Origin of the sequence: Massilia sp. Root133, from assembly GCF_001426525.1 — a bacterium.
Classification (GTDB): Bacteria; Pseudomonadota; Gammaproteobacteria; order Burkholderiales; family Burkholderiaceae_D; genus Telluria; species Telluria orientalis.
The window spans coordinates 492329-515294 of record NZ_LMEW01000031.1; the positions used below are offsets into that span (position 1 = coordinate 492329).

20 protein-coding genes are annotated in these 22966 nt (G+C 66.0%); 15 read left to right on the top strand and 5 right to left on the bottom strand.

Annotated elements, in window-relative coordinates:
- Positions 1-69 precede the first annotated feature (69 nt).
- Positions 70-1167, top strand: a complete 1098-nt coding sequence (zapE, locus tag ASD28_RS20210; protein ID WP_056132195.1) for a cell division protein ZapE — start codon at positions 70-72, stop codon at positions 1165-1167.
- A gap of 17 nt (positions 1168-1184) precedes the next feature.
- Positions 1185-1856 carry a hypothetical protein gene (locus ASD28_RS20215; RefSeq protein ID WP_229412313.1) on the top strand — a complete coding sequence of 224 codons (672 nt, stop codon included), beginning with the start codon at positions 1185-1187 and terminating at the stop codon, positions 1854-1856.
- Between the two features lie 29 nt (positions 1857-1885).
- Here the strand turns inward: ASD28_RS20215 and ASD28_RS20220 are convergent, their stop codons facing one another.
- Positions 1886-2653 carry a PP2C family serine/threonine-protein phosphatase gene (locus ASD28_RS20220; protein ID WP_056132201.1) on the bottom strand — a complete coding sequence of 256 codons (768 nt, stop codon included), beginning with the start codon at positions 2651-2653 and terminating at the stop codon, positions 1886-1888.
- 179 nt (positions 2654-2832) lie between these two features.
- On the opposite strand from ASD28_RS20220, the gene ASD28_RS20225 reads away from it, so the two are divergent.
- From ASD28_RS20225 to rlmD, 9 genes are all read left to right on the top strand, one after another.
- Positions 2833-3033, top strand: a complete 201-nt coding sequence (locus tag ASD28_RS20225) for a YdcH family protein (protein ID WP_056132203.1) — start codon at positions 2833-2835, stop codon at positions 3031-3033.
- A 26-nt stretch (positions 3034-3059) separates the two neighbouring features.
- Positions 3060-5129 carry an ATP-dependent DNA helicase gene (locus tag ASD28_RS20230; RefSeq protein WP_056132206.1) on the top strand — a complete coding sequence of 690 codons (2070 nt, stop codon included), beginning with the start codon at positions 3060-3062 and terminating at the stop codon, positions 5127-5129.
- A gap of 240 nt (positions 5130-5369) precedes the next feature.
- Positions 5370-5978: a toll/interleukin-1 receptor domain-containing protein gene (locus tag ASD28_RS20235; RefSeq protein ID WP_056132211.1), complete on the top strand. Its 609-nt coding sequence runs from the start codon at positions 5370-5372 to the stop codon at positions 5976-5978.
- 8 nt (positions 5979-5986) lie between these two features.
- On the top strand, positions 5987-7498 hold the full coding sequence (locus ASD28_RS20240; RefSeq protein ID WP_056132215.1) for a hypothetical protein: 1512 nt from the start codon (positions 5987-5989) through the stop codon (positions 7496-7498).
- A gap of 93 nt (positions 7499-7591) precedes the next feature.
- Complete coding sequence (gene surE, locus ASD28_RS20245; protein WP_056132218.1) at positions 7592-8329, top strand: 5'/3'-nucleotidase SurE; 738 nt, start codon at positions 7592-7594, stop codon at positions 8327-8329.
- On the top strand, positions 8326-9180 hold the full coding sequence (locus tag ASD28_RS20250) for a protein-L-isoaspartate(D-aspartate) O-methyltransferase (protein WP_056132221.1): 855 nt from the start codon (positions 8326-8328) through the stop codon (positions 9178-9180). The genes surE and ASD28_RS20250 overlap by 4 nt, the downstream gene beginning before the upstream one ends.
- Positions 9181-9212: 32 nt before the next feature.
- Positions 9213-10118, top strand: coding sequence for a peptidoglycan DD-metalloendopeptidase family protein (locus ASD28_RS20255; protein WP_056132222.1), 906 nt, complete (start codon positions 9213-9215; stop codon positions 10116-10118).
- A 9-nt stretch (positions 10119-10127) separates the two neighbouring features.
- Positions 10128-11141, top strand: a complete 1014-nt coding sequence (rpoS, locus tag ASD28_RS20260) for an RNA polymerase sigma factor RpoS (protein WP_056132226.1) — start codon at positions 10128-10130, stop codon at positions 11139-11141.
- 168 nt (positions 11142-11309) lie between these two features.
- Positions 11310-12740, top strand: a complete 1431-nt coding sequence (gene rlmD, locus ASD28_RS20265) for a 23S rRNA (uracil(1939)-C(5))-methyltransferase RlmD (protein WP_082577652.1) — start codon at positions 11310-11312, stop codon at positions 12738-12740.
- On the opposite strand, the gene ASD28_RS20270 is transcribed toward rlmD, so the two are convergent.
- From ASD28_RS20270 to ASD28_RS20285, 4 genes are all read right to left on the bottom strand, one after another.
- Positions 12714-15362: an ATP-binding protein gene (locus tag ASD28_RS20270; protein ID WP_056132229.1), complete on the bottom strand. Its 2649-nt coding sequence runs from the start codon at positions 15360-15362 to the stop codon at positions 12714-12716. The two genes, rlmD and ASD28_RS20270, sit on opposite strands and share 27 nt — an antisense overlap.
- A gap of 330 nt (positions 15363-15692) precedes the next feature.
- Positions 15693-17693 (bottom strand): TonB-dependent receptor, encoded by a 2001-nt coding sequence (locus tag ASD28_RS20275; RefSeq protein ID WP_056132234.1) that lies wholly within the window; start codon positions 17691-17693, stop codon positions 15693-15695.
- 79 nt (positions 17694-17772) lie between these two features.
- On the bottom strand, positions 17773-18123 hold the full coding sequence (locus ASD28_RS20280; protein WP_156403997.1) for a hypothetical protein: 351 nt from the start codon (positions 18121-18123) through the stop codon (positions 17773-17775).
- Positions 18124-18456: 333 nt separating this feature from the next.
- Positions 18457-19140, bottom strand: coding sequence for a Bax inhibitor-1/YccA family protein (locus ASD28_RS20285; RefSeq protein ID WP_056132240.1), 684 nt, complete (start codon positions 19138-19140; stop codon positions 18457-18459).
- Positions 19141-19407: 267 nt separating this feature from the next.
- Between ASD28_RS20285 and ndk the strand changes: the two genes are divergently transcribed.
- From ndk to ASD28_RS20305, 4 genes are all read left to right on the top strand, one after another.
- Entirely contained in the window at positions 19408-19833 is a 426-nt protein-coding gene (gene ndk, locus ASD28_RS20290) for a nucleoside-diphosphate kinase (RefSeq protein WP_047824070.1), read from the top strand.
- Between the two features lie 118 nt (positions 19834-19951).
- Positions 19952-21124: a 23S rRNA (adenine(2503)-C(2))-methyltransferase RlmN gene (gene rlmN / locus ASD28_RS20295; protein WP_156650923.1), complete on the top strand. Its 1173-nt coding sequence runs from the start codon at positions 19952-19954 to the stop codon at positions 21122-21124.
- Positions 21124-21933 (top strand): type IV pilus biogenesis/stability protein PilW, encoded by an 810-nt coding sequence (gene pilW, locus ASD28_RS20300; RefSeq protein WP_056132248.1) that lies wholly within the window; start codon positions 21124-21126, stop codon positions 21931-21933. The genes rlmN and pilW overlap by 1 nt, the downstream gene beginning before the upstream one ends.
- A gap of 10 nt (positions 21934-21943) precedes the next feature.
- Complete coding sequence (locus ASD28_RS20305; RefSeq protein ID WP_056132250.1) at positions 21944-22966, top strand: RodZ domain-containing protein; 1023 nt, start codon at positions 21944-21946, stop codon at positions 22964-22966.

The window sequence follows — 22966 nt, forward strand, 5'->3', positions numbered from 1 at the left end:
ACCCGGGCTTCGGCCCGACTGGGGGTGGATGGCGTCGCTGTCCACCCCCATCTTTATGCGGCTCTTTTCATGAACGTCCAAGAGTACTACCAGCACGCGCTGACCGAGCGCGGATTCAAGTCCGATCCCGCGCAGCAGCGCGCCGTCGACCGCCTGCAGGCCGCCTACGACGACTGGGTCGGGTACAAGTCGCAGCGCTCGTCCGCGTTCAAGCGCCTGATCAACCGTCCCGACGTCCCGCAGGGCGTCTACATGTGGGGCGGCGTGGGGCGCGGCAAGTCCTTCCTCATGGACAGCTTCTACTCGGTGGTGCCGGTCGTGCGCAAGACGCGCCTGCACTTCCACGAATTCATGCGCGCGGTACACCGCCAGCTCGACGAGCTGAAAGGTGTCGAAGACCCGCTGATCGAGGTCGCCAGGCGCATCTCGAAGAAATACCGCCTGATCTGCTTCGACGAATTCCACGTGAGCGACGTGGCCGACGCGATGATCATGTACAACCTGCTGTCCGCGCTGTTCGCCAACGGCGTGTCGTTCGTGATGACGTCGAACTACGATCCGGACAAGCTATACCCGGACGGCCTGCACCGCGACCGCATGCTGCCCACGATCGCGCTGATCAAGGACAAGCTGGACGTTATGAACGTCGACGCCGGCATCGATTACCGCCACCGCGCGCTGGAACAGGTGCAGGCCTATTACACGCCGCTGGGCGCGGCCTCCGACCATGCCTTGCGCGAGGCGTATGCGAAAGTCGCCGACACGGCCGACGAGGATCCGCGCGTCCACATCGAACAACGCGAGCTGCGTGCGCTGCGGCGTGCGGGCGGCGTGATCTGGTTCGATTTCGCCACCTTGTGCGGCGGCCCGCGCTCGCAGAACGACTACCTGGAACTCGCGAGCCAGTTCCACACCGTGATCCTGTCGGGCGTGCCGCGCATGTCGGCCGCGATGTCGTCGGAGGCGCGCCGCTTCACGTGGCTGATCGACGTGTTCTACGATCACAAGGTCAAGCTGATCATGTCGGCCGAGGTCGAGCCGGAGCTGTTGTACACAGAGGGCGCGATGTCGAACGAGTTCCATCGCACGGTGTCGCGTATCATTGAGATGCAGTCGCGTGAATACATGCTCGCCGAGCGCCGCGGCGCGGCCGACTCGCTGGCCTGAACGATCAAAGGAACCGAATGAAAGCAGACTTCGTCACAGACTCTCGTACCCGTTTGCGCGCGCTCGCCGTGGCGCTGTCCGCCACGCTGCTGGCCGCGTGCGCAAGCCAGGACGTGGTGCCGCGCGAGGTGCCGCCGCCGCCCGTGACGTCCGTCGCGCAGGCCGACCAGCAACTGGCCGCCGTCGCGCGCGAGCGCGCCGCGATCGAGGCCCGCTTCGCGGAACGGGAACGCGTCTGCTACGACAAGTTTTTCGTGAATAACTGCCTCGACGAGGCGAAGGAACGCCGCCGCAGCGCGCTCGCCGCCCAGCGCGCGATCGAGGTGCAGGCCGAACACTTCAAGCGCCGGGCGGTCGTCGAGGAGCGCGACCGCAACCTGGCCGAAGCGGAACGCCGCTTCAAGGAACAGGAGGCGCGTATGGCGGCCGAACCGCCGAAGCCCGCAGCGGAGCCGACGCCGGTGCCGGCGCAGCGCAAGGCGATCGCGCCCGAGCGCATGGCCGAGCGCGACGCCCGCCTGCGCGCGCAGAAGCAGCAGGAAGCGGCGAGCGCCGGCAAGCGCGCGCAGAACGTGCGCGACTACGAGGCACGCAAGGCCCAGTCGGAAGAACGCCAGCGCAAGGTTGCGCAGCGCAAGGCGGAGAAGGCGGCGAAGGCCGCGAAAGAGGCCGAGGACGCCAAGAAGTAGCGTTACGGGAGGGCGGAGGGCCGCCGGCCCTACACAACCTGGGCCGGCTTGACCAGCTTCACGATGGCCATGCTGCAGTTCCCGCCCTTGCCCTGCGAGCGCTCGCCGGCCTTGTTGATCAGCATCTCGGACGCCTGACGGGGACTCGCCTTCGCGGTCACAGTGCCCAGTTCGGCATCCGTGAAGAAATGCCACAGGCCGTCCGAGCACAGCAGGAACACATCGTTCGCCGCGAGATCGAGGCGCTGGCCGAACGCAATGAAGGGCTCCTTGCGGCTATTGCCCATCACATTCAGCAACAGCTTGGACTTGCGGTGGTTCTTCGCGGCGTCCGGCGGCAGGCGGTCGCTCGACACGAGGTGCTCGACATAGGCCGCGTCGCTCGTGCGCGCCAGGCACTTGCCGTCGTGAAAGTAATACAGGCGCGAATCGCCCACGTGGGCCCAGACGGCCTCGCCATGCGGCGTCAGGACGAGGCCGACGAAGCTGGCGTGCGCATGGGCCTGTGTCGTGACGGCGTTCATGTTGATGACCAGATGGGTTTCCTGCACGATGTCGCGCAACAATTGCTGCAGGCGCTCCACGGACGGGTGGTCGCCCGGCTTGAATTCGTCGAACACCTGCTTGGCGGTGTGCAGGACCTGTTCCGCGCCGGCCGCGCCGGCAATGCCGTCGGACAGCACGGCCAGGACGTAGCCGGGCGCGCGGGCGCCCGTCATGAGCGCGACCCGGTCGTTCTGCTGGGGGCGGTTACCGATATGCTGGGCGGTTCCCGCTTCTAACTTGTATGAGGTCATAAACGTGGCTTTCCGATGCCGCCATGCCGGACTTTGTTGGCGGCAACGACGGTGTAGTTTAAACTATGCACCGGTTTGCACTGGAGTTGCAAGCCGTAACAATGAATAGCGCGCCGCCCCGAGCCAGCGGGCATGCGTCTTCCCACCCCTTTACGCTTAACTGTTCGGAAATGCCTAACATGATCGACGTCCAGGAGATCCACCGCCGTATTATCGAACTCGACGTGGAACATCGCGACCTCGACGCTGTCATCGACATGCTGACCCGCGACGGTCACGCCGACCAGTTGCAGTTGCGACGTCTGAAGAAACGCAAGCTGCAGTTGAAGGACCACATCACACTGCTGAAAATGCAGTTGGTGCCGGACGTTCCGGCATAAGCCCACGTTTTTTAAGCAGTCTCATTTTGACCGATCACCTCCCCTTGTCCGAGTCCGACCTCGACGCCGACCTCGACGCCGCGCCCGCGCCTTCCGAACCTGCCGGCAAGTACGATGCCGAAGTGGACCGCATCTTCGGTGCCGGCGGCCCGCTCGCGCCCGCCGTCGGCACGTTCAAGCCGCGCCAGTCGCAGACCGAGATGGCGAAGGCGATCGCGCATGCAATCAGCGAGCAGGGCACGCTGATCGCCGAGGCCGGCACGGGCACGGGCAAGACCTTCGCCTACCTCGTTCCCGCGCTGCTGTGGGGGGGCAAGACGATCATCTCGACCGGCACCAAGAACCTGCAGGACCAGCTTTTTTCGCGCGACATCCCGACCGTGCGCGCCGCGTTGCGCGCCCCGGTCTCGGTGGCGCTGCTGAAAGGCCGTTCGAACTACCTCTGCCACTACCACCTGGAACGCACGCTGTCGAACGGCCGCCTGACGTCGCGCGACGACGTGGGCCATCTGCGCGAAATCTCTCGTTTCATCAAGATGAGCCAGTCGGGCGACAAGGCCGAGTTGACGAAGGTCCCGGAAACGGCGTCCGTGTGGAATCTCGTGACGTCCACCCGCGAAAACTGCGTGGGCCAGGAGTGCCAGTACTACCAGGACTGTTTCGTGATGAAGGCGCGCCGCGAGGCGCAGCAGGCCGACGTCGTCGTCGTCAACCACCACCTGTTCTTCGCCGACGTGGCGCTGAAGGAAGGCGGCATGGCCGAACTGCTGCCGTCCGCCAACACGATCATCTTCGACGAGGCGCACCAGTTGCCGGAAGTGGCCACGCTCTTCTTCGGCACGACGGTGTCGACGGGCCAGGTGCTGGAACTGTGCCGTGACGTGCTGGCCGAAGGCCTCGCGCATGCGCGCGGCGGCGTGGACTGGGCGAAGGTCGTGACCGTCGTCGAGAAGGCCGCGCGCGACCTGCGCCTGACGTTCCCGGAAGGCAGCACGCGCTTGTCGCTGCCGCAGATCCCGCCCAGCTCGGAATTCTTCCCGGCGCTGGACAAGCTGAAGGAAGAGCTGGAAGGCCTGATCGACGTGCTGGAAGCCCAGGCCGAGCGCGCCGAGACGATCGAGCAGTGCCGCGTGCGCGCCGTCGAGCTGCTGGAGCAGTACAAGGCGTGGAAGTCCGAGCCGAAGAAGGGCAAGGAAGTCGAGGGGGACGATGCCGTGCTGTGGGTCGAGGCGTTTTCCTCGTCGCTGCAGCTGCACAAGACCCCGCTGTCGATCGCGCCGATCTTCGCCGGCCAGCGCGCCGGCACGCCGCGCAGCTGGATTTTTACTTCCGCGACCCTGGCGGTCAAAAACGACTTCAAGCATTTCAGCGCACAGCTGGGCATGACGGGCGAGCCGGCCCAGAGCTGGCCGAGCCCGTTCAACTACCAGGAGCAGGGCATCCTGTACGTGCCGACCGGCCTGCCGGAACCGAACACGTTCGGCTACACGGACGCGGTCGTCGACATGGCGCTGCCCGTGATCGAGGCCGCGGGCGGCCGCTGCTTCTTCCTGTGCACGACGATCCGCGCCGTCAACCGCGTCGCCGAACGCCTGCGCGAGGAATTCGCCGCGCGCGGCCTCGACTTCCCCCTGTTCGTGCAGGGCGAACGGGGCCGCACGGAATTGCTGGATTCGTTCCGCAACGCGGGCAACGCCGTGCTGGTCGGCAGCCAGAGTTTCTGGGAAGGCGTCGACGTGCGCGGCGAGGCGCTGTCGCTCGTCATCATCGATAAGCTGCCGTTCGCGCCGCCCGACGACCCCGTGCTGGCCGCGCGCATCGAAGTGATGGAAAAGAAGGGCATGAACGGCTTCGTTCACCACACCTTGCCGGAAGCCATCATCAACCTGAAGCAGGGCGCCGGGCGCCTGATCCGTGACGTCGAGGATCGGGGCGTGCTGATGCTGTGCGATCCGCGGGTGATCAGCAAGCCTTATGGGCGGCGCATTTGGCAGAGTTTGCCGCCGTTTCGGCGGACGCGGGTGCAGGCGGAGGTGATCGAGTTCTTTGCGACTTCGAATCCGCCGCGGGGTAAGGATTCGGGGTCAGAGCCCTAACAAAGCAAATTCGGGCTCTGACCCCCGGCTTCGGGCCGCGGGCTGAGAACCGGGGTCAGAGCCCTTTTAAAAGCAACACCGGGCTCTGACCCCTCCGCTCCGTTATACGCTACCTTTCCGCCCGTCTGCCGATACTCGGCGCAGCGGCTCCGCTTTCGCTTGTGCTCCCACAACATGCAGGATGGGTGACTTGTTTAGAGTCACACAGGCCCGGCCGGTGGCAGACTTCAAGGGGGAGCAATGGCGATACGTTATGGCTGCTTTTTCAGCTATGCCCATGGGCGGCATGAGCTGATGCAGCGCTTCAAGGCCACGCTGGCCGATGCACTGCGCTGTTACCTCGAACCGTATTTCGACAACGAAGACGAACTGTTCATCGACACCGAGCAACTCGGCGGCGGTGACGACCTCGACCGCAAGATCGCCCGCGCGCTGTGCGAAAGCGCGTGCATGGTGCTGATCTACACGCCCAAATACGAAGCCCATCCCTACACCCGGCGCGAGTACGCCGCGATGCGCCTGATCGAAGCCGAGCGCAGCACGTGGTACACGCTGCCCAGCCAGCTGATCATCCCCGTGATCATGACGCAGCACCCCGTCAGCCTGCCGCCGCAGATCAGCGAATCCACGTTCTACGTCGACTTCTCGCGCTTCACGATGGCCACGGCCGACCTGAAGTCCAACCCTGATTTCTTGCCGGACATCGACAAGATGGTCCGGCGTATCGTCACGCATTACCAATACCAGAAAAAAACCATGCCGCCGGCGCATGACTGCAACCAATTCGTCCTTCCCGCTGTCCCACCCGCATGGCGTGAGTTACCGGATCCAACCTTCCCAAAAAAATGAGGAGCCTTATGGAAACCAACCGCATCACCGCAGTACCGGCCGGTCAGGCCGGCGAGGTGACGACGTTCTACTCCTACGACAGCGCACCCGTGCGCAGCCTTGCGCTGGCCCATGCCGCCTGGCTGCTTGCCGGGCGCGCGCATGCGAAGACACCGGTGCTGATGATCGACTGGGACCTGGAAGCCCCCGGTCTGCATCACTATTTTCCCCGCACGGACGATGGGCGGCACGCCAGCGGCCTGCTCGAACTGTTCGAGAGCTGCCGCGAACAATTGCACGGCAATACGTCGAACGACGACGCCGAGGCGCTGGCCGGGCGCGTGCTCGACACGCTGGACTGGGACGACTACATCGTCCGCGTCGACGACAGCCGTCCGCTGTACCTGATGCGCGCCGGCCGCTTCGACGACAGCTATGGCGAGCGCGTCGACCGGCTCGACTGGGACGCGCTGTTCTGCGCGTGCCCCGCGCTGTTCCGCACATTCGCGGCGCAGGTGGCACGGCGCTTCGCCCACGTGCTGATCGATTGCCGCAGCGGCCGCTCGGCGGCGGCCAGCGTCTGCACGGCGCTGTTGCCGGACAAGATCGTCGGCGTGTTTACGCCCGACGCGCGCAGCCTGGACGGCCTGCAGGGCGTCGTCGCGCGCGCGCTCGATTACCGCTGCAGCCATGAGGACGAACAGCGGCCGCTGCTCGTCTATCCGCTGCCTTGTCCGGTCGACGGCACGGGCGAAGGGCCGTTGCGCTGGCGCTTCGGCGACGCGCCGCGGAGTCCGTCCGGCTACCAGGCCCGGCTGGAACGCATGCTGGCCGAGTGCTATGGCCTGTCCAGCGTCGTGCTCGACAGCTACCTCGACGAAGTGCAGCTGCCCCAGGCGGCCGTCAGCGGCATGGCACCGGCCGGCGGCCGGGCCCAGGCGGGCGAGCACGACCGGCTGGGGCCGCAGCGCGCCGTCGAAGCGCTGCTCGAATGGCTAGCACCCGGCCATTTTCCATGGCGCCCGTTGCCCGAGGTGCGGCTCGTGCAGGCCGTCGAATCGCTGCGCGAACGGGCCGCCGATCCGCAGGCCCCGAGCCTCGTGCGCGAACTGGCCCGGCTGGCGCAATTGTATTTAGGGCAACAAAGCGAACTGGAAGCCGCACGCCGCATCGAGCAGCACGTGATCGCGCTGGAGCAGGGCCTGCACGCGATGGAGGAGGGCAAGCGCGGCCACGGCGCGCCGCGCCGCGCCGGCGAACCGTCGCCGGATGCGCTGGACGACAAGCTGTCGCGCCTGCAGGAACTGATCGACAGCCGCAGTCCGCGCGAGGCGCGGGCACTGGCGGACAGCCTGCGCTCGACGATCCTGCGGCCGAGTGTGGCGCATCCGCTACGACGGCGCGGCGCTGCGATGATCAAGCAGGTCTACCTGCAGGAAGGCGACAAGGACGCGCTGCTGGCCTTCACCCTGGACGAGGTCTCGTCCCTCGAAGGCGCCCTGATCCAGGCGGCGGAAGGGCGTCCGCTGGTGGCGGGCTGACGCCGTGGCGGGACGTGCGGAGGCACGTCCGGGGGGCAATAAATGTGGCGTCCGATTGGTCGATCTCGCCGTTGCTTCAGGTAAAATCGCAGGATGCGTATCCTTATCAGTAACGACGACGGCTATCTCGCCCCCGGCATCAACGCCTTGGCCGATGCGCTCGCGACAGTCGCCGACATCGTGGTCGTCGCGCCCGACAGCAATCGCTCGGGCGCGTCGAACTCGTTGTCGCTGGACCGTCCGCTGTCGGTGTCGAAGGCTGCCAATGGGTTTTATTTCGTCAACGGCACCCCCACCGACTGCGTGCACATCGCGTTGACGGGGATGCTCGACGTACGCCCGGACCTGGTCGTCTCCGGCATCAACAACGGCCAGAACATGGGCGATGACACGCTGTACTCCGGCACGGTGGCTGCGGCGACGGAAGCCTATCTGTTCGGGATCCCGGCCATCGCTTTTTCCCAGGTGCATGGCGGCTGGGCGGAGGTGGAATCGGCCGCGCGGGTGGCGCGCGACATCGTGCTGCGCCGTTTCGAGATGCTGGACGCGCCGTTTTTGCTGAACGTAAATATTCCGAATTTGCCGTACGAGCAGATGGGACCGCTCGTGCCGACCCGCCTGGGCCGGCGTCACCAGTCCGAGCCCGTCATCCGCGGCCAGGATCCGCGCGGGCGCGAGATCTTCTGGATCGGGGCGCCGGGCGCCTGCCGCGACGCGGGCGAGGGTACCGATTTCCACGCGACGAGCCAGGGCTGTGTGTCGGTGACGCCGCTGCAGGTCGACCTCACGCACCGCGACCAGCTGGACCAGCTGCGGCGAGGGCTCGGATGAGCGAGAAGCGCAGCCAGTTTCCTCTGCCGCTCTCGTCCGTGACGGGCGGCGGCACCCGAAAGCCCGCTGCGCCGGCGCCGGTCGCCACCCCGCAGACGGCGACCCAGAACGCGCGCGAGAATAGCCAGGCACAGCCGCGCGGCGGCGCGCCGGCCGGCGTGCCGGGCACGACCAAACCGGCCCAGCCGCAGCAGACCGTCGTGCGGTCCGACCTGGCGGCCACGGAAGCACCGCGCCGCGCGATGGCGGCCCGGGCCGCCCGCCAGGGCGTCAAGGACCCGCAGGTGCTGGCCGCGCTGGAAATCGTGCCGCGCCATATGTTCGTCGAGCCGGGCATGCTGGCCCAGGCGTATGTCGACATCTCGCTGCCGATCGGCCACAACCAGACGATTTCGCAGCCGTACATCGTCGCGCGCATGATCGAGTTGCTCAAGGACAGTAAGCAGCCGCTGCGCCGCGTGCTCGAGATCGGCACGGGTTGCGGCTACCAGGCCGCGGTGCTGTCGTGCGTGGCGCAGGAGGTGTATTCCATCGAGCGCATCAAGCCGTTACATGAGCTGGCGAAGGCCAATCTGCGCCCGTTGCGTATCGCCAATCTGCGCTTGCAGTACGGAGATGGTATGCTAGGGCTCCCGCAGGTGGCCCCGTTCGACGGCATCATCCTGGCGGCGGCCGGTCTCGAGGTGCCGCGTGCATTGCTCGAGCAGATGGCCATTGGCGCCCGCCTGGTGGCGCCCGTCGGTGCTCAGGTCCAGCACCTGCAGCGCATTACCCGTACCGGCAAGGCGGAATGGACCAGCGAAACGCTGGAAGCCTGTCATTTTGTCCCGCTGCGGCCAGGCATCGCTTGAATGCCAGTTGTTGTAAAAGAATTATAGAGAGAATGAAACTTACGCCCCGCTTAGCCCTGTTGACCCTCAGTCTCGGCATCCTGTCCGCCTGCAGCACCGAGACCCGCGTAGCCCCCGTGATCGACCGTCCGGCCCCGACCGCATCCAGCTTCCGTCCCCGCCCGCAGCCGGCGCCGGCGCCGGCCGCCGAGGAGTCGAAGCCCGACGCGCGCGGTACCTATACCGTGCGGCGCGGCGACACCCTGCTGCGCATCGCCCTCGACCACGGCCAGAACTACCGCGACCTCGTCGCCTGGAACAACCTGGCCGATCCGGACGACATCAAGGTCGGCCAGGTGCTGAAAGTGGCGCCGTCCGAACGTAACGGCAACGGCAACGGCGTCGTGACGTCGCCGATCGCGATGCCGGGTGCCGAGAAGGCGCCGGCCGTGCCGAAGAAGACGGAACCGAACGGCGCCAAGAAGCCGTACAGCGAATCGAACCTGGCCGCGAAAGAAGACAATCCGAAGGCGGAGAAAGTGATCTCGGCGGGGGTGACCCCGGGCACCACCGTCACCGCGAACGACGACGAGAAACTGAGCTGGATGTGGCCGTCCGACGGCAAAATCATCGCCACCTTCGACGAAGGCAAGAACAAGGGCATCGACATCGCCGGCAAGATGGGCCAGCAGGTGATGGCCGCGGGTTCCGGGAAGGTGATGTATGCCGGCAGCGGCATCCGCGGATATGGTAATCTCGTGATTGTTAAGCACAGCAACAGCCTGCTGTCGGCATATGCGCACAACCGCACCATCCTGGTGAAGGAAGGTCAGAACGTGACCAAGGGCCAGGCGATCGCGGAGATGGGCGATTCCGATGCCGACACCGTCAAACTGCATTTCGAGATACGCCAGCAGGGCAAGCCGGTCGACCCGGCCAAGTTCCTGCCCAGTCGCTAGAGAGAGCCGATGACCTTGCCCCCCGACCCGTTGGACAACGACACGCCGGAAGAGAATCCGGATGAACCGCTGGACGACGGCGAGTTCGGGGCGGACGGCGTCGACCGCGCCGAGCTGCTGCCGGAAGGCGCGGCGACGGCCGTCGTCGACACCGTCGACGAGCTGAAAAGCGTGCTGCAGGCCGAGCTCTCGACGGACACCACCCAGCACTACCTGAACCGCATCGGCGCCAAGCCCCTGCTCACGGCCGAACAGGAAGTGCATTACGCGACCCTCGCCAAGGCGGGCGACTTCAATGCGCGCCAAAAGATGATCGAGCATAACCTGCGGCTCGTCGTCTCCATCGCCAAGCACTACATCAACCGCGGCGTCGTGCTGCTCGACCTCATCGAGGAAGGCAACATCGGCCTGATGCGCGCGATCGACAAGTTCGAGCCGGAGCGCGGCTTCCGCTTTTCCACGTACGCGACGTGGTGGATCCGCCAGAGCATCGAGCGCGCGATCATGAACCAGGCCCGCACCGTGCGCCTGCCCGTGCACATGGTGCGCGAGCTGAACCAGGTGCTGCGCGCGAAATACCACCTGGAGGCCCAGCACCACGACGGCAAGGAAGCGAGCGCGGAAGACATCGCCAGCCTCGTCGGCCGGCCTGTGGAAGAAGTGCAGGACATCCTCGCGCTGTCCGAACACGCGACGTCGCTCGACGCCCCGCTCGACAACGATCCGCAGAGCAGCCTGATGGACATGCTGCCGGACGAGGGCGACGTCAGCCCGGACGCCCACGCGGAGCAGCACGAAATGACGGTGCTCGTGCGCGACTGGCTGCAGAAGCTGCCGGACAAGCAGCGCCTCGTCGTGATGCGCCGCTTCGGCCTCGACAACGACGATCCGGCCACGCTGGAAACCCTGGCCGAGGAGATGGGCGTGACGCGCGAACGCGTGCGCCAGATCCAGCAGGAAGCCCTCGTCAAACTGAAACGGGCGATGGCCGCCCGTGGCGTCGTCCGCGATTCCTTGTTATGATGCCCGGCTGGCCGGCATCGGCCACAAGTCGTCATTCCCGCGCACGCGGGAATCCATGCTGAGCAACCGCAGTCGACCCGCAGGCACTCCGGCTCCGTGATCTTCAGCATGGGTCCCCGTTTTCACGGGGACGACGTTGTTTGGTTGCGCGATCAGCTCTCTATTCCCATGCAAGAAACCTTCATCAACATCAAATCCCTCGACATGGACGCGCGCGGCGTCGGCCACCTGGAGAACGAGGACGGCACGCAAGGTAAAGTGATCTTCGTCGAAGGCGCGCTGCCGGGCGAGCGCGTCAGCTTCGAGACCCTGCGCAAGAAGAAGAACTGGGAATCGGGCCGCATGGTCACGCTGCAGAAGGCGTCGAGCATGCGCGTCGAACCGAAATGCCCGCACTTCTGGCATTGCGGCGGCTGCTCCATGCAGCACCTGGAGCCGTCGGCCCAGGTCGCGATGAAGCAGCGCGTCCTGGAAGACAACCTGTGGCACATCGGGAAGACGAAGGCCGAGAACATCATGCGCCCGATGTATGGCCCCACGTGGGACTACCGCTACCGCGCGCGCCTGTCGGTGCGCTGGGTGGCCAAGAAGGGCAAGGTGCTGGTCGGCTTCCACGAGCGCCATTCGTCGTACGTGGCCGACATGACGAGCTGCGAGATCCTGCCGGACCACCTGTCCGCCATGCTCGTGCCGCTGCGCGAACTGGTGGGCGCGCTGTCGATCTACCAGCAGATGCCGCAGATCGAGATCGCCGTCGGCGAAGAGACGACCGTGCTCGTGCTGCGCATCATGGCACCGTTGAGCCCCGCGGACGAGACGCTGGTGAAAGCGTTCGCCGACCAATGGAACATCCAGTGGTGGCTGCAGCCGAAAGGCCCGGACACCGCCGCGCCGTACTATCCGCTCAAGGATGAGCCTAACTACAGGGAACTGTACTACACGCTGCCGGAATTCGGCATCAGGATGCCGTTCAAGCCGACCGATTTCACGCAGGTCAACCACCAGATCAACCGCCTGCTCGTGCACAAGGCGTTGACCCTGCTGGACGTGCAGCCGGGCGACCGCGTGGCCGACCTGTTCTGCGGCCTCGGCAACTTCACGCTGCCGCTGGCGACGCAGGCGCGCGAAGTCGTCGGCATCGAAGGCAGCACGGCGCTGACGACGCGCGCGCTGGAAAACGCCAGGGCCAACGGCCTGGCCGACAAGACGACGTTCTACACGCGCAACCTGTTCGAGGTGACGAAGGACGACCTGATCGCGCTGGGTAAATTCGACCGCATGCTGGTCGACCCGCCGCGCGACGGCGCCGTCGCGCTGGCGATCGCGCTGGCCGAACTGCGCCTGACGAATCCGGACCTGCTGCCGCAGCGGATCGTGTACGTGTCGTGCAGCCCGTCGACCCTGGCGCGCGATGCCGGCATCCTGACGCACCGCGCCGGTTACGTGCTCAAGAAGGCAGGCGTGGCGAACATGTTCCCGCACACGTCGCACGTGGAATCGATCGGTGTGTTCGAGCGGCTCGAGAACTTCCAGCCGCGCGAATTCGCGGCGCCGGACGTCGCCGACAACGCGTCAACGGGCGGCGACGCGGTCCAGTAACGCGAACAGGCCGGCCGGATCGACCGGCTTGACGAAATAACTGTCGAAGCCGGCATACGCCGCGCTGGCCTGGTCGGACTGCTGGCCATACCCCGTGATGGCGACGAGCGTCGCCTCGCTGCAGCCGGGCACCTTGCGCAGCCGGCGCGCCAGTTCGTAGCCGTTCATGCCGGGCAGGCCGATGTCGAGCAGGAACGCGTCGTAATGCGCTTGCGCGGCCCGTTCCAGCGCCTCGCCCGGGTGGTGCATCACCGCCACGTGGTGGCCGCCCGATTCCAGCAGCAGGCCCAGCGTCATGGCGGCGTCGACGTTGTCATCCACCAGCATCAGCGACAGCCCGCGCGCCGCGCCCGGTGCCGCGGGACCGGCCGCGGCCGTGCCGCCGGCGGGTGCGGTGGCGCTGTGCAGCCGCGGCAGGCGGATCGTGAATTCGCTGCCCAGGTTGCGGCCTTCGCTGGCCGCCGTCACCATCCCGCCGTGCAGTTCCACGAGACTCTTCACTAGCGCAAGGCCGAGTCCGAGGCCGCCCTGCGAGCGGTCCGGCGTGCGCTCGGCCTGCGAGAACAGGTCGAACACGGTCGGCAGCAGTTCGGCGGAGATGCCGATGCCGTTGTCCGACACGGTCACGAGCACCTGCTCGGGCGTGATGCCCATCCAGATCGACAGCCGGCCGCCTTCGTGCGTGTACTTCGCCGCGTTGTTCAGGAGGTTCGCGAGCACCTGCACGAGGCGCTTCGGATCGCCTTCGACGATGGCCGGTTCCGTCGACAAATGCAGCGCCAGCTGGTGGCGGCGCGCCTCGATCAGCGGGCGCACCTGCTCCACCGCGTCGCCGATCACGCGGCGCAGGTCGACCTCCTCGCGCGTCAGCACGACGAGCCCGCGCGTAACGCGCGAGACGTCGAGCAGGTCGTCGATCAGGCCCGTCATGTGCGCCACCTGGCGCGCGATGATGGCGCTCGTGCGCTCCACGCGGACATTGTCCGGCGGGCCCAGGTTCAGGAGCTGCGCGGCGGCCGAGATCGGCGCCAGCGGGTTGCGCAGCTCGTGCGCCAGCATCGCGAGGAATTCGTCCTTGCGGCGGTCGGCGAGGCGCAGCGCGTCTTCCGCGCGCACGCGCTCGACGGCGCTCCACGCGCGCTCGGCGACGTCCTCGATCAGGCGCACGATGTCGGCGCTCCACACGCGCGGCAGGTTATCGTTGATGAACAGACAGCTCGTCAGCGCGCCATTGCGGTTCAAGGGCACGACGACGGCGGAGCGGATCTGCAGCGCCGCATAGTTCGGCCACACGTCGGGGCCGCTCGTGCGCGGGTCGCGCTGCAGGTCGCTCGACACCCACGTGCCCAGGCTCAGCGTGCTGAAATTCGCCACGCCGAACAGCGCGGCGGGGAAGGTGCCGTTCAGTTCGGCGACGATGCCGTCCGTGTAGTTCGAGTGGAAGGTGACGAGCTGCTTGTCGGCGTCGTAGTCGCCGTACAGCACGCGGCTGGCCTGCAGGAAGCGGCCCAGCATGGCGCCGGTCTGGACGAAGATCTGCGCCGGGTCGTTCAGGCGGCGCAGCAGGTCCGACACTTCGAGCCGGAATTCGTTCATGTCGAGCAGCGTCGTCTGGCGCGCGACGGCGTCGCGCAAGGCCTGTTCCGCGCGCACGCGGTCCAGCGCTTCCCAGCTGCGCTCGGCGATGTCGGTGGCGAGGCGCTGCGCTTCCTCGTCCCAGTCGCGCGTCTGGGTGGAATAGCCGACGAGGGCCGCCACGAGCTGGCCGCGCCTGACCTTGGGCACGACGAGGATCGCGCGCGCGCCCGCGGCCGCGTAGCGCTCGCCGCGCGCGGGGAGCCTCGGGTCGGCCGTCGCGTCGCGCACGGCCAGCGGCGAACCCGTGCGCAGCAGGGCCAGCGCCTGCGGGCCGAAGTCGTCCAGGCGGGCGCGCCGGCCGATGAGCGGCGCGCCCGCGTCGCGGGCCCAGTCGTGCATCACTTCGAAGCTGCCGTCTTCCTCGTCCGTTTCGACATAGCAGGCGCGCTCGAGTTCCAGGTGCTTGCCGAGCAAGGTGCACGACCCTTCGATGATGTCGGACGGGTGGTGCAGGCGGCGCAGGCTGTCGACCACCTGCAGCTGCACGGCGTGGCGCCGTTCCAGCTGCACGCGCTGGGTCGTCTCGCTCGTCACGCACAGCATGCCGCGCACGGTGCCGGCATCGTCGCGCACCGGAGAATAGGCCAGCGTGAACCAGGCGTTGTACGGCTTGCCGTTGCGGTCGATCGGGCTCGGCACGTCCTCGCCGTACGTGGCGTGGCCCGCGAGGGCACGTTCGACCAGCGGCTTCAGGCCGGGCCAGCGGTCGGGCCAGACCTGCGCCAGCGGGCGGCCGAGCGAAGCGGGATGGGTGCCGTCGAGGAGGGGAATGAAGGCGGCGTTGTACAGCAGCGCCAGGTGCGGGCCCCAGGCGAGGTACATGGGGAATTCGGATTCGAGGATCAGGCTGACCGCATTGCGCAATGCGGGACTCCAGCGGTCCGGCGGGCCGAGGGGGGACGCCGACCAGTCATGGACGTGGTAACCGGCGCGGACGGCGCCGGTGCTGCCGAGGAGATGAAAGTCGCGCGTTGCCGCTTCCATGCCGATCGCTTCCGAGTCCGAAAGCGGTCATTTTATGCGCAAATGCATAAGCTGGAACGGCTATGCAAAAAAATACATTTTCCGCGCGAGAAACTCCGTTGATACCTGGAGAATAAAATGTCTCCGAAGGACCATTTGTGGCGGCAAACGTACTGCTGATGCCGAGGGGATTGGGTTTGATGGCAAGACTATAACGGACGTCCCGAGCGCGTGGCGCACGGGACGTCAATACGGCACTAGCCGTCGTCCCCGCGGAAGCGGGAACCCATGCCGAGCTGAACGTGGACGCTCGGTATGGATTCCCGCGTGCGCGGGAATGACGGCGTCATGTCAGAACTTTGCTCTTACGCCGAACACGACATTCCGTCCCGGCAGCGGCGCAATGTCCTTCAGCAGCGACGTGGCCAGGCGGATGTCCTCGTTGAGCAGGTTCTTCGCCGTCACGAAGTACGTCAGGTCCAGGTGCTCGAGCCTCTGCGTGTACGAGACATTGGCATTGACCTGGTTGTACGACGGCGTCGTGGACGTCTCGAACGCCGCGAGGCGGTCCTGGCCGCGGGCGTGTGTCCAGTCGAGGCCGGCGCGCCAGTGCGGCTGGCGGTAGCCGATCGCGGCGCCCACGCGGTCGGCCGGCTGCAGCGGCAGGTTGCCGGCGTCGTCGAGGTAGCCGCGCGAGGTGTCCGCGAACACGCGGCCGTTCCAGCCCATGCCGATCTGGTTCCACGTCATCTCCGCTTCCGCGCCCTGGACGTGCGCCTTGGCCTGCTGGAACAGGCGCTGGCGGAACTCGCCGCCCGGGTTGCCGTCCTCGTCGAACGACGCGTCCATGATGTGGCCGTAGATGAAGTTGTTGACGTTGTTGCGGTACGCGTTCACGCGCCAGCGCAGCAGGCCACTCGTCTTTTGCAGCGACAGCTCGATGTTGCGCGAGACTTCCTTTTGCAGGTTCGGATCGCCCACGTCGAACGTGAGCGTGGCGTCGTGCGGGCCGCCCGAATACAGTTCCTCCGTCGCGGGCGCGCGCTGCGCGTACGACACCGTCGCGCCGGCCGAATACCCCTTCGTGAACGGCCACAGCGCGCCGATCGAGCCGGAGCCCAGGTCGAAGGTACGCTCACGGTTGGAGACCGGCTTGCGGTCGACGTTTTCATAGCGCAGACCCGCGTTCCAGCGCAGCGGGCCCTGGCTCCATTCCTCGACGAGGAAGGCGGCCTGCGTCGTCGAATGCGTCACGGGCACGGTGTCCGGCCCGCCTGCCGCGCTCAGCGCCGAGAAATGCGTGTTTTCCGTCTGCACGCCGAACGTGCCGTGCAGGCCCAGGCTCGTGATCGGCTTGTGCGTCAGCTCGACGCGCGATTCGAACGATTTATTGGAGAACAGCGTGGCCGGCACGCCGTCGTCCAGCTCGGCGTGGTGGTAGTCCGTATAGCCGGCCTTCACGCGCGCGCTTTCGAGGCCGGCGAGCGGGTTCTTGACGACGCTGTCGAAGTCGTAGCGGTTCTGGCGCTGGTCGATGTGCGATCCCTCGTCGGTCGGGATGCCATAGAAATTCGTCAAGTGCGAGGCCGACAGGCCCGCATAGCCCCAGTCGTCGATGTACGAACCGCCGATGCCGATGTTGCGCTCCTTCGTGTCGGAATTCGGCAGGCGGTTCATGCGCGACGTGGGGTCGTTCACCACGCGCAGGTCGGGGATCTGGTAGTCGTCCGTGTTGCGCGCGTTGCCGTCCAGGTGCAGGCCGATCTTGCCGATGGAGCCGTCCAGCGTGCCGGACATGTCCTTGCCGTTGTCGACGGTGCTGAGGCGGGTCTCGACCTGGCCCGTCAACTTCGGTTCCAGCGCCGTCGGGATGCGTTCGTTGACGACGTTGACGAGGCCGCCGATGGCGCCCGAGCCGTACAGCAGGGCGGCGGGGCCGCGCAGGATCTCGATCTGGCGCGCGATGGCGCCTTCGGACGCGACGGCGTGGTCGTTCGACAGGCCGGACACGTCCGACGTCGCCATGCCGTTTTCCAGCATTTTCACGCGCGAACCTTCCATGCCGCGGATGATGGGGCGCGACGCGCCCGCGCCGAACGCGGAGGCGGACACGCCCAGTTCGTTCTGCAGGGTTTCGCCCAGCGAGCTGCCGACCTTGTCGCGCAACTCGTCGCCGGCGAGCACTTTAGCCGGCGTGAGGATCTGGTCGCCTTCGCCGTTGCGCAGCGGGCTGGCGGTGACGACGACTTGCTGGATCTTGCCGTCGTTGATGATTTCCTGGTCATCGGCGCGAACGGCCGGGTGGAAGGCGAGCAGGAGCGCGCTGGCGAGCAGCGTACGTTCGATTTTCATGGTTTTCTACAATCTCAAGCGAATGGATAACGGCCCATGCCGCCGGGACGCGCCGGGCGGTACGGGAAAAGCGGGAGCGTTATCGGGCTTGAGGTGGCGCGCGCGACTGGAACGGGCAGGCCGTGAGCAGGCAGATGCCCGGCGTGGCAGGCACGGCGGGCACGGCATAGGCCAGCTCGGCCGGAACGAATTGGCGCAGCGAAGTCGGCAGCGCAAACGCGATCTGGGCGCTGGCCGCGCACTGGCCGCACAGGTCGTGCAGGCCGGGCTTGGGCAGCTTGCCGGTGCCGTCATCGTCCGTGTCGGCGGCGACTTGCTGGACGAGCGTGTCGTCGGCCTCGGTCCAGTGGGTATAGCCGTGGGCGAGCGACAACTGCTGCGAAACGAGCAGCAGCAGCGACAGCAATACGTGGACCAGGCTACGGGACATGGGGGACGGAGTCGAAAGCGAACGGATATTGTACGCAGGGGCGTTCGGTTCTGACAATCATACTTTCAGTAAGATCCTTAAGCTCAATTAAATTCGGGGTCAGAGCACATTTCGGAACAAATTCGGGGTCAGAGCACTTTTTGGCGCACGATCTTCGAGGCAAGTTTCCTCTGCGTGCTGCAGCTGGATTGCGGGCGGTCGCATGGCGGTGGTGTGGCTCGGCGTGACGGTTTCGTTGTGAGCCAGGACATTGATCAGAAATGTGCTCTGACCCCGAATTGGGGCAATAAAAAAGCCGGCCCGCAGGCCGGCTCTTCGATGCGAGCGGATGGATCAGTCGCGGTTGCCGAAGCCGATGCCCAGCAGTTGCAGCATGCTCGTGAACACGTTGTAGATGTCCAGGTAGATGGCCAGCGTCGCGCTGATGTAGTTGGTCTCGCCGCCGTTCACGATCCGGTTCACGTCGAACAGGATGAAGGCCGAGAAGATCACCATCGCGAGCACCGACACGACCAGCATCAGCGCCGGCAGGTGCAGGAAGATGTTGGCCAGGCCAGCCAGGATCACGACGATGGCGCCGGCGAACAGCCAGCTGCCCATGCCCGAGAAGTCGCGCTTGGATACGGTCGCGATCGTCGCCATCGTGGCGAACACGGCCGCGGTGCCGGCGAACGCGGTCATGATCAGCGTGCCGCCGTTGGAAAAGCCGAGCGTGAAGCGCAGCAGCGGCGTCAGCCACAAGCCCATGAAGAACGTGAAGGCGAGCAGGATCGGCACGCCGGCCGCCGAGTTCTTGGTCTTCTCGATCGCGAAGATGAAACCGAACGCGATCGCGAGGAACAGGATCACGCCCATGCCGCTAGCAAAGATCGGCAGGGCCATTTGCAGGCCGATATAGGCGCCGAACACCGTCGGGATCATGGACAGTGCCAGCAACCAGTAAGTGTTGCGCAGCACGCGGTGACGCGTGGCCTGGATGGCCGAGACGTCGTAGGTTTTCTGCAGGCTGGGAATCATAATGCCTCCGTTGGAAGAAATCGCTTTGCTCCCCATATGGGGACTGGACCCGGCGTCAACAGGGGTGAATATGCTGGAAGCGCAAGTTTTAAGTCTTGCCTAAGGGCCAGCGCACACCCGGGTATGGACCAGGTCGAACCGATGTCACTGTATCATCCGCGGTCGGCCCGACGCAATATCGGTGGCATCCAGGATGTATGGTAAAATAGAAGGTTGATTGAGTTCCCAAATCTCGATTTAAACCTTTCTTTTTATTGGAGTTTTTAAATGGCAATCGAACGCACCCTGTCGATCATCAAACCTGACGCAGTCGCTAAAAACGTGATCGGCCAAATCTACAGCCGTTTCGAAGGCGCAGGCCTGAAGATCGTCGCTGCCCGTATGGCCCAGCTGTCGCGCGCCGAAGCCGAAGGTTTCTATGCTGTCCACAAAGAGCGTCCGTTCTTCAAGGACCTGGTCGACTTCATGATCTCGGGCCCGGTCATGATCCAGGTGCTGGAAGGCGAAGGCGCGATTGCCAAGAACCGCGAACTGATGGGCGCAACCGATCCGAAGAAAGCCGACAAGGGCACCATCCGCGCCGACTTCGCCGATTCCATCGACGCCAACGCCGTGCACGGTTCGGACGCTGCCGAGACCGCAGCTGTCGAGATCGCTTACTACTTCCCGGCACTGAACGTCTACTCGCGTTAATCTTAGTAGCAATTTTTTTGTGTTGATCGGCCTGGTGCCGGTTTAACATTGCAATATCCCGCTCGCCCATGCTCGAAGAGCCCGGCGGGCGGGACTTATTTTGAAGGCACAGGATTCAATCATGGCAACTCTCACCAACTTGCTGGACTTCGATCCCGCGCAGCTCGTCGCTTACTGCGCCGAGTTGGGGGAGAAGCCGTTCCGCGCGAAACAGCTGCAGCGCTGGATCCACCAGTTCGGCGTCGCCGATTTCGACGACATGACCGACCTGGCGAAGTCGCTGCGCGAAAAGCTCAAGACGCGCGCCGAAGTCCGTGCGCCGGCGATCATCAGCGACCACACGTCGAGCGACGGCACCCGCAAGTGGCTCGTCGACGTGGGCAACGGCAACGCCGTCGAAACCGTGTTCATTCCGGAAGAGACGCGCGGCACGCTGTGCATCTCCACGCAGGCCGGCTGCGCCGTCAATTGCCGCTTCTGCTCGACGGGCAAGCAGGGCTTCAACCGCAACCTCTCCGTGTCCGAGATCATCGGCCAGCTGTGGATGGCGGAGTTCGAGCTGCGCCGCACGAAGGGCATCGAGCCGGGTCCGAAGGGCGAGCGCCAGATCACGAACGTCGTCATGATGGGCATGGGCGAGCCGCTGCTGAACTTCGACCCGACCGTCACCGCATTGAAACTGATGCTGGACGATAACGCGTACGGCCTGTCGCGCCGCCGCGTGACCGTGTCGACGTCGGGCGTCGTGCCGAACATGGACAAGCTGTCGCAGGAATGCCCGGTGGCGCTGGCCGTCTCGCTGCACGGTTCGAACGACCCGCTGCGCGACATGCTCGTGCCGCTGAACAAGAAATACCCGCTGCGCGAGTTGATGGCTGCGTGCAGGCGCTACCTGGAATTTGCGCCGCGCGACTTCATCACGTTCGAATACTGCATGCTGGACGGCGTCAACGACACGGACGAGCATGCGCGCGAACTGGTTGCCCTCGTCAACGATCCGGTCGTCGGCGTGTCGTGCAAATTCAACCTGATTCCGTTCAACCCGTTCCCGGAATCCGGCCTCGTGCGTTCGAAGAACCCGCGCATCAAGGCGTTCGCGCAGGTGCTGATGGATGCCGGCCTCGTCACGACGATCCGCAAGACGCGCGGCGACGACATCGACGCCGCCTGCGGCCAGCTGGCGGGCGAGGTCAAGGACCGTACCCGCGTAAACGAGCGCATGAGCAAGATGGCTGAATACCAGCAGAAATTCGGGCCGAACTTCGGCAAGATCGTGGAGATCTCGTCCTGATGCCGCAGCTGTCCGGACGCCTGGCCTGCGCGCTCGCCCTCCCGTTGCTGCTGGCGGCATGCGCCGGCAATGGCGGCATGGCGGGCGAATCGCATGAGCTCAAGACGCTGTCCGACCAGACGGCCGCGGAAAAACGCGCCCAGATCCGCCTGCAACTGGCGGTGGGCTATTACCAGGAGCGCAAGTACGAGATCGCGCTGGACGAGGTGAAGCAGGCTATCGCCGCGGACCCGGACGATGCGGATGCGTACGGCGTGCGCGCCCTGATCTACACGGCGATGAACGAAAACCGTCTCGCCGACGAGAACTACCGGCACGCGCTGCGCCTGGCGCCGCGCAATCCGGACCTGTCGAACAATTACGGGCTGTTCCTGTGTGACGCCGGCGGCAAGCCGGCCGAGGCCATGGGCTATTTTGACGCCGCGCTGAAGAATCCAAATTACGCGACGCCGGTCAAAGCCATGGTGAACGCAGGTAACTGCAGCCTGAAGATGAAGAACGTCGACGCGGCCGAGCGCTATCTGCTCGACGCCCTGCGTTACGATCCCGACCTGGCGGCGACGAGCGCCGGCCTGGCCCGGGTGTATTTCGAGCGGCGCGATTACACCCGCGCCGGGTTTTTCATTAACCGCCTGACGGAGACAGCGAAGCTCGATACGCTGTCGGCCGACGTGCTGTGGCTGGCCATCCGGGTCAAGCACATGCTCGGCGACCGGGCCACGGAAGCTTCGCTGGCGGCGCAGTTGCGCAAGCGCTTCCCCGGCTCGTCCGAGTACGCGGCCTTCGAGCGCGGTGCATTTAATGAGTGAGACAACGACAATGAGTTCCGAGCGTGCAGATCAGCCGGCGACGCCCGACAACCAACCGCCTGTGCACGGTGTTCCCGGCCAGGTCCTGGCCAGGCAGCGCGAGGCGATGGGGTGGTCGGTCGAGCAGGTGGCCGACCAGTTGAAACTGGCGGTGCGCCAGGTCATCGCCCTGGAGGCGGGCGATTACGCGTCCCTGCCGAGTCCGGCCGTGACCCGCGGTTTCGTGCGGGCCTACGCCAAGCTGGTGAAGGTCGATCCGGCGCCGCTGGTGGCCCAGATCGCCATGGAGACCGAGCCCGCGCCCGATACGAGCGCCGTCACGGCGAACCGCCGTCCGACGCCGACCTCGTTCTCCCAATCGAAATTCCCGAGCCATGGCAAGCGTTCGTCCCTGCCGCTGGGGATGATCGCGGGCGCCGTCGTGGTCGTCGTGGCTGCCGCTGCCGCGGCGTGGCATTTCGGCTTCGTGCCGGGCGGCCAGCATGCCGAAACGGGTACCACCGTGGCCACGCCGGCCGCGACCGGTGCCTCGGCCGAGGCCGCCAACGGCAGCTCCGTCGAGGCCCTGCAGAATCCGGCCGTGCCGCTGATTTCCGTGCCGGGTCCGAGCGCGAGCGCATCGGCGCCGGCAACGACTGCTGCCCCGGGTGCTGTCGTCAATGTTCCGGGTACGACCGCGACCGGCGCGCCGCCGACCACTGTTCCCACGGCCCCGGCCGCCGCGCCGGGCGCCACGTCGCCCGCGACGCCGGCTCCGGCCGCGACCGCGCCGGCTGCCCCGGCCGCCGCCGGCGCCAACGCGCTCGTGCTGAACGTGCGCGAAGATTCGTGGATCGAAGTGCGTCCGGCGAAGGGCGGCGCGCCGCTGTTCTCGCGCCTCGTCAAGGCCGGCAGCACGGAGACCGTCAATGTCGAGCAGCCCGTGCGTGTGACCGTCGGCAATCCGGGCGGCGTCACGGCCATGCTGCGCGGTACGGCCGTCGCTTTGCCGCCGGTACCCGGCAAGACGCTGTCCCGTGTGAATTTGCAGTAA

What these genes read in the sequence shown, in the direction of transcription:
- ASD28_RS20235 (WP_056132211.1), top strand. Translation starts at nt 5,370, where the DNA reads ATGGCGATACGTTATGGCTGCTTTTTCAGCTATGCCCATGGGCGGCAT.
- ASD28_RS20275 (WP_056132234.1), bottom strand. Translation starts at nt 17,693, where the DNA reads ATGAAAATCGAACGTACGCTGCTCGCCAGCGCGCTCCTGCTCGCCTTC.
- ASD28_RS20280 (WP_156403997.1), bottom strand. Translation starts at nt 18,123, where the DNA reads ATGTCCCGTAGCCTGGTCCACGTATTGCTGTCGCTGCTGCTGCTCGTT.
- ASD28_RS20270 (WP_056132229.1), bottom strand. Translation starts at nt 15,362, where the DNA reads ATGGAAGCGGCAACGCGCGACTTTCATCTCCTCGGCAGCACCGGCGCC.
- pilW (WP_056132248.1), top strand. Translation starts at nt 21,124, where the DNA reads ATGCCGCAGCTGTCCGGACGCCTGGCCTGCGCGCTCGCCCTCCCGTTG.
- surE (WP_056132218.1), top strand. Translation starts at nt 7,592, where the DNA reads ATGCGTATCCTTATCAGTAACGACGACGGCTATCTCGCCCCCGGCATC.
- ASD28_RS20225 (WP_056132203.1), top strand. Translation starts at nt 2,833, where the DNA reads ATGATCGACGTCCAGGAGATCCACCGCCGTATTATCGAACTCGACGTG.
- ASD28_RS20220 (WP_056132201.1), bottom strand. Translation starts at nt 2,653, where the DNA reads ATGACCTCATACAAGTTAGAAGCGGGAACCGCCCAGCATATCGGTAAC.
- rpoS (WP_056132226.1), top strand. Translation starts at nt 10,128, where the DNA reads ATGACCTTGCCCCCCGACCCGTTGGACAACGACACGCCGGAAGAGAAT.
- rlmD (WP_082577652.1), top strand. Translation starts at nt 11,310, where the DNA reads ATGCAAGAAACCTTCATCAACATCAAATCCCTCGACATGGACGCGCGC.
- zapE (WP_056132195.1), top strand. Translation starts at nt 70, where the DNA reads ATGAACGTCCAAGAGTACTACCAGCACGCGCTGACCGAGCGCGGATTC.
- ASD28_RS20255 (WP_056132222.1), top strand. Translation starts at nt 9,213, where the DNA reads ATGAAACTTACGCCCCGCTTAGCCCTGTTGACCCTCAGTCTCGGCATC.
- ASD28_RS20305 (WP_056132250.1), top strand. Translation starts at nt 21,944, where the DNA reads ATGAGTTCCGAGCGTGCAGATCAGCCGGCGACGCCCGACAACCAACCG.
- ASD28_RS20250 (WP_056132221.1), top strand. Translation starts at nt 8,326, where the DNA reads ATGAGCGAGAAGCGCAGCCAGTTTCCTCTGCCGCTCTCGTCCGTGACG.
- ndk (WP_047824070.1), top strand. Translation starts at nt 19,408, where the DNA reads ATGGCAATCGAACGCACCCTGTCGATCATCAAACCTGACGCAGTCGCT.
- ASD28_RS20285 (WP_056132240.1), bottom strand. Translation starts at nt 19,140, where the DNA reads ATGATTCCCAGCCTGCAGAAAACCTACGACGTCTCGGCCATCCAGGCC.
- ASD28_RS20215 (WP_229412313.1), top strand. Translation starts at nt 1,185, where the DNA reads ATGAAAGCAGACTTCGTCACAGACTCTCGTACCCGTTTGCGCGCGCTC.
- ASD28_RS20240 (WP_056132215.1), top strand. Translation starts at nt 5,987, where the DNA reads ATGGAAACCAACCGCATCACCGCAGTACCGGCCGGTCAGGCCGGCGAG.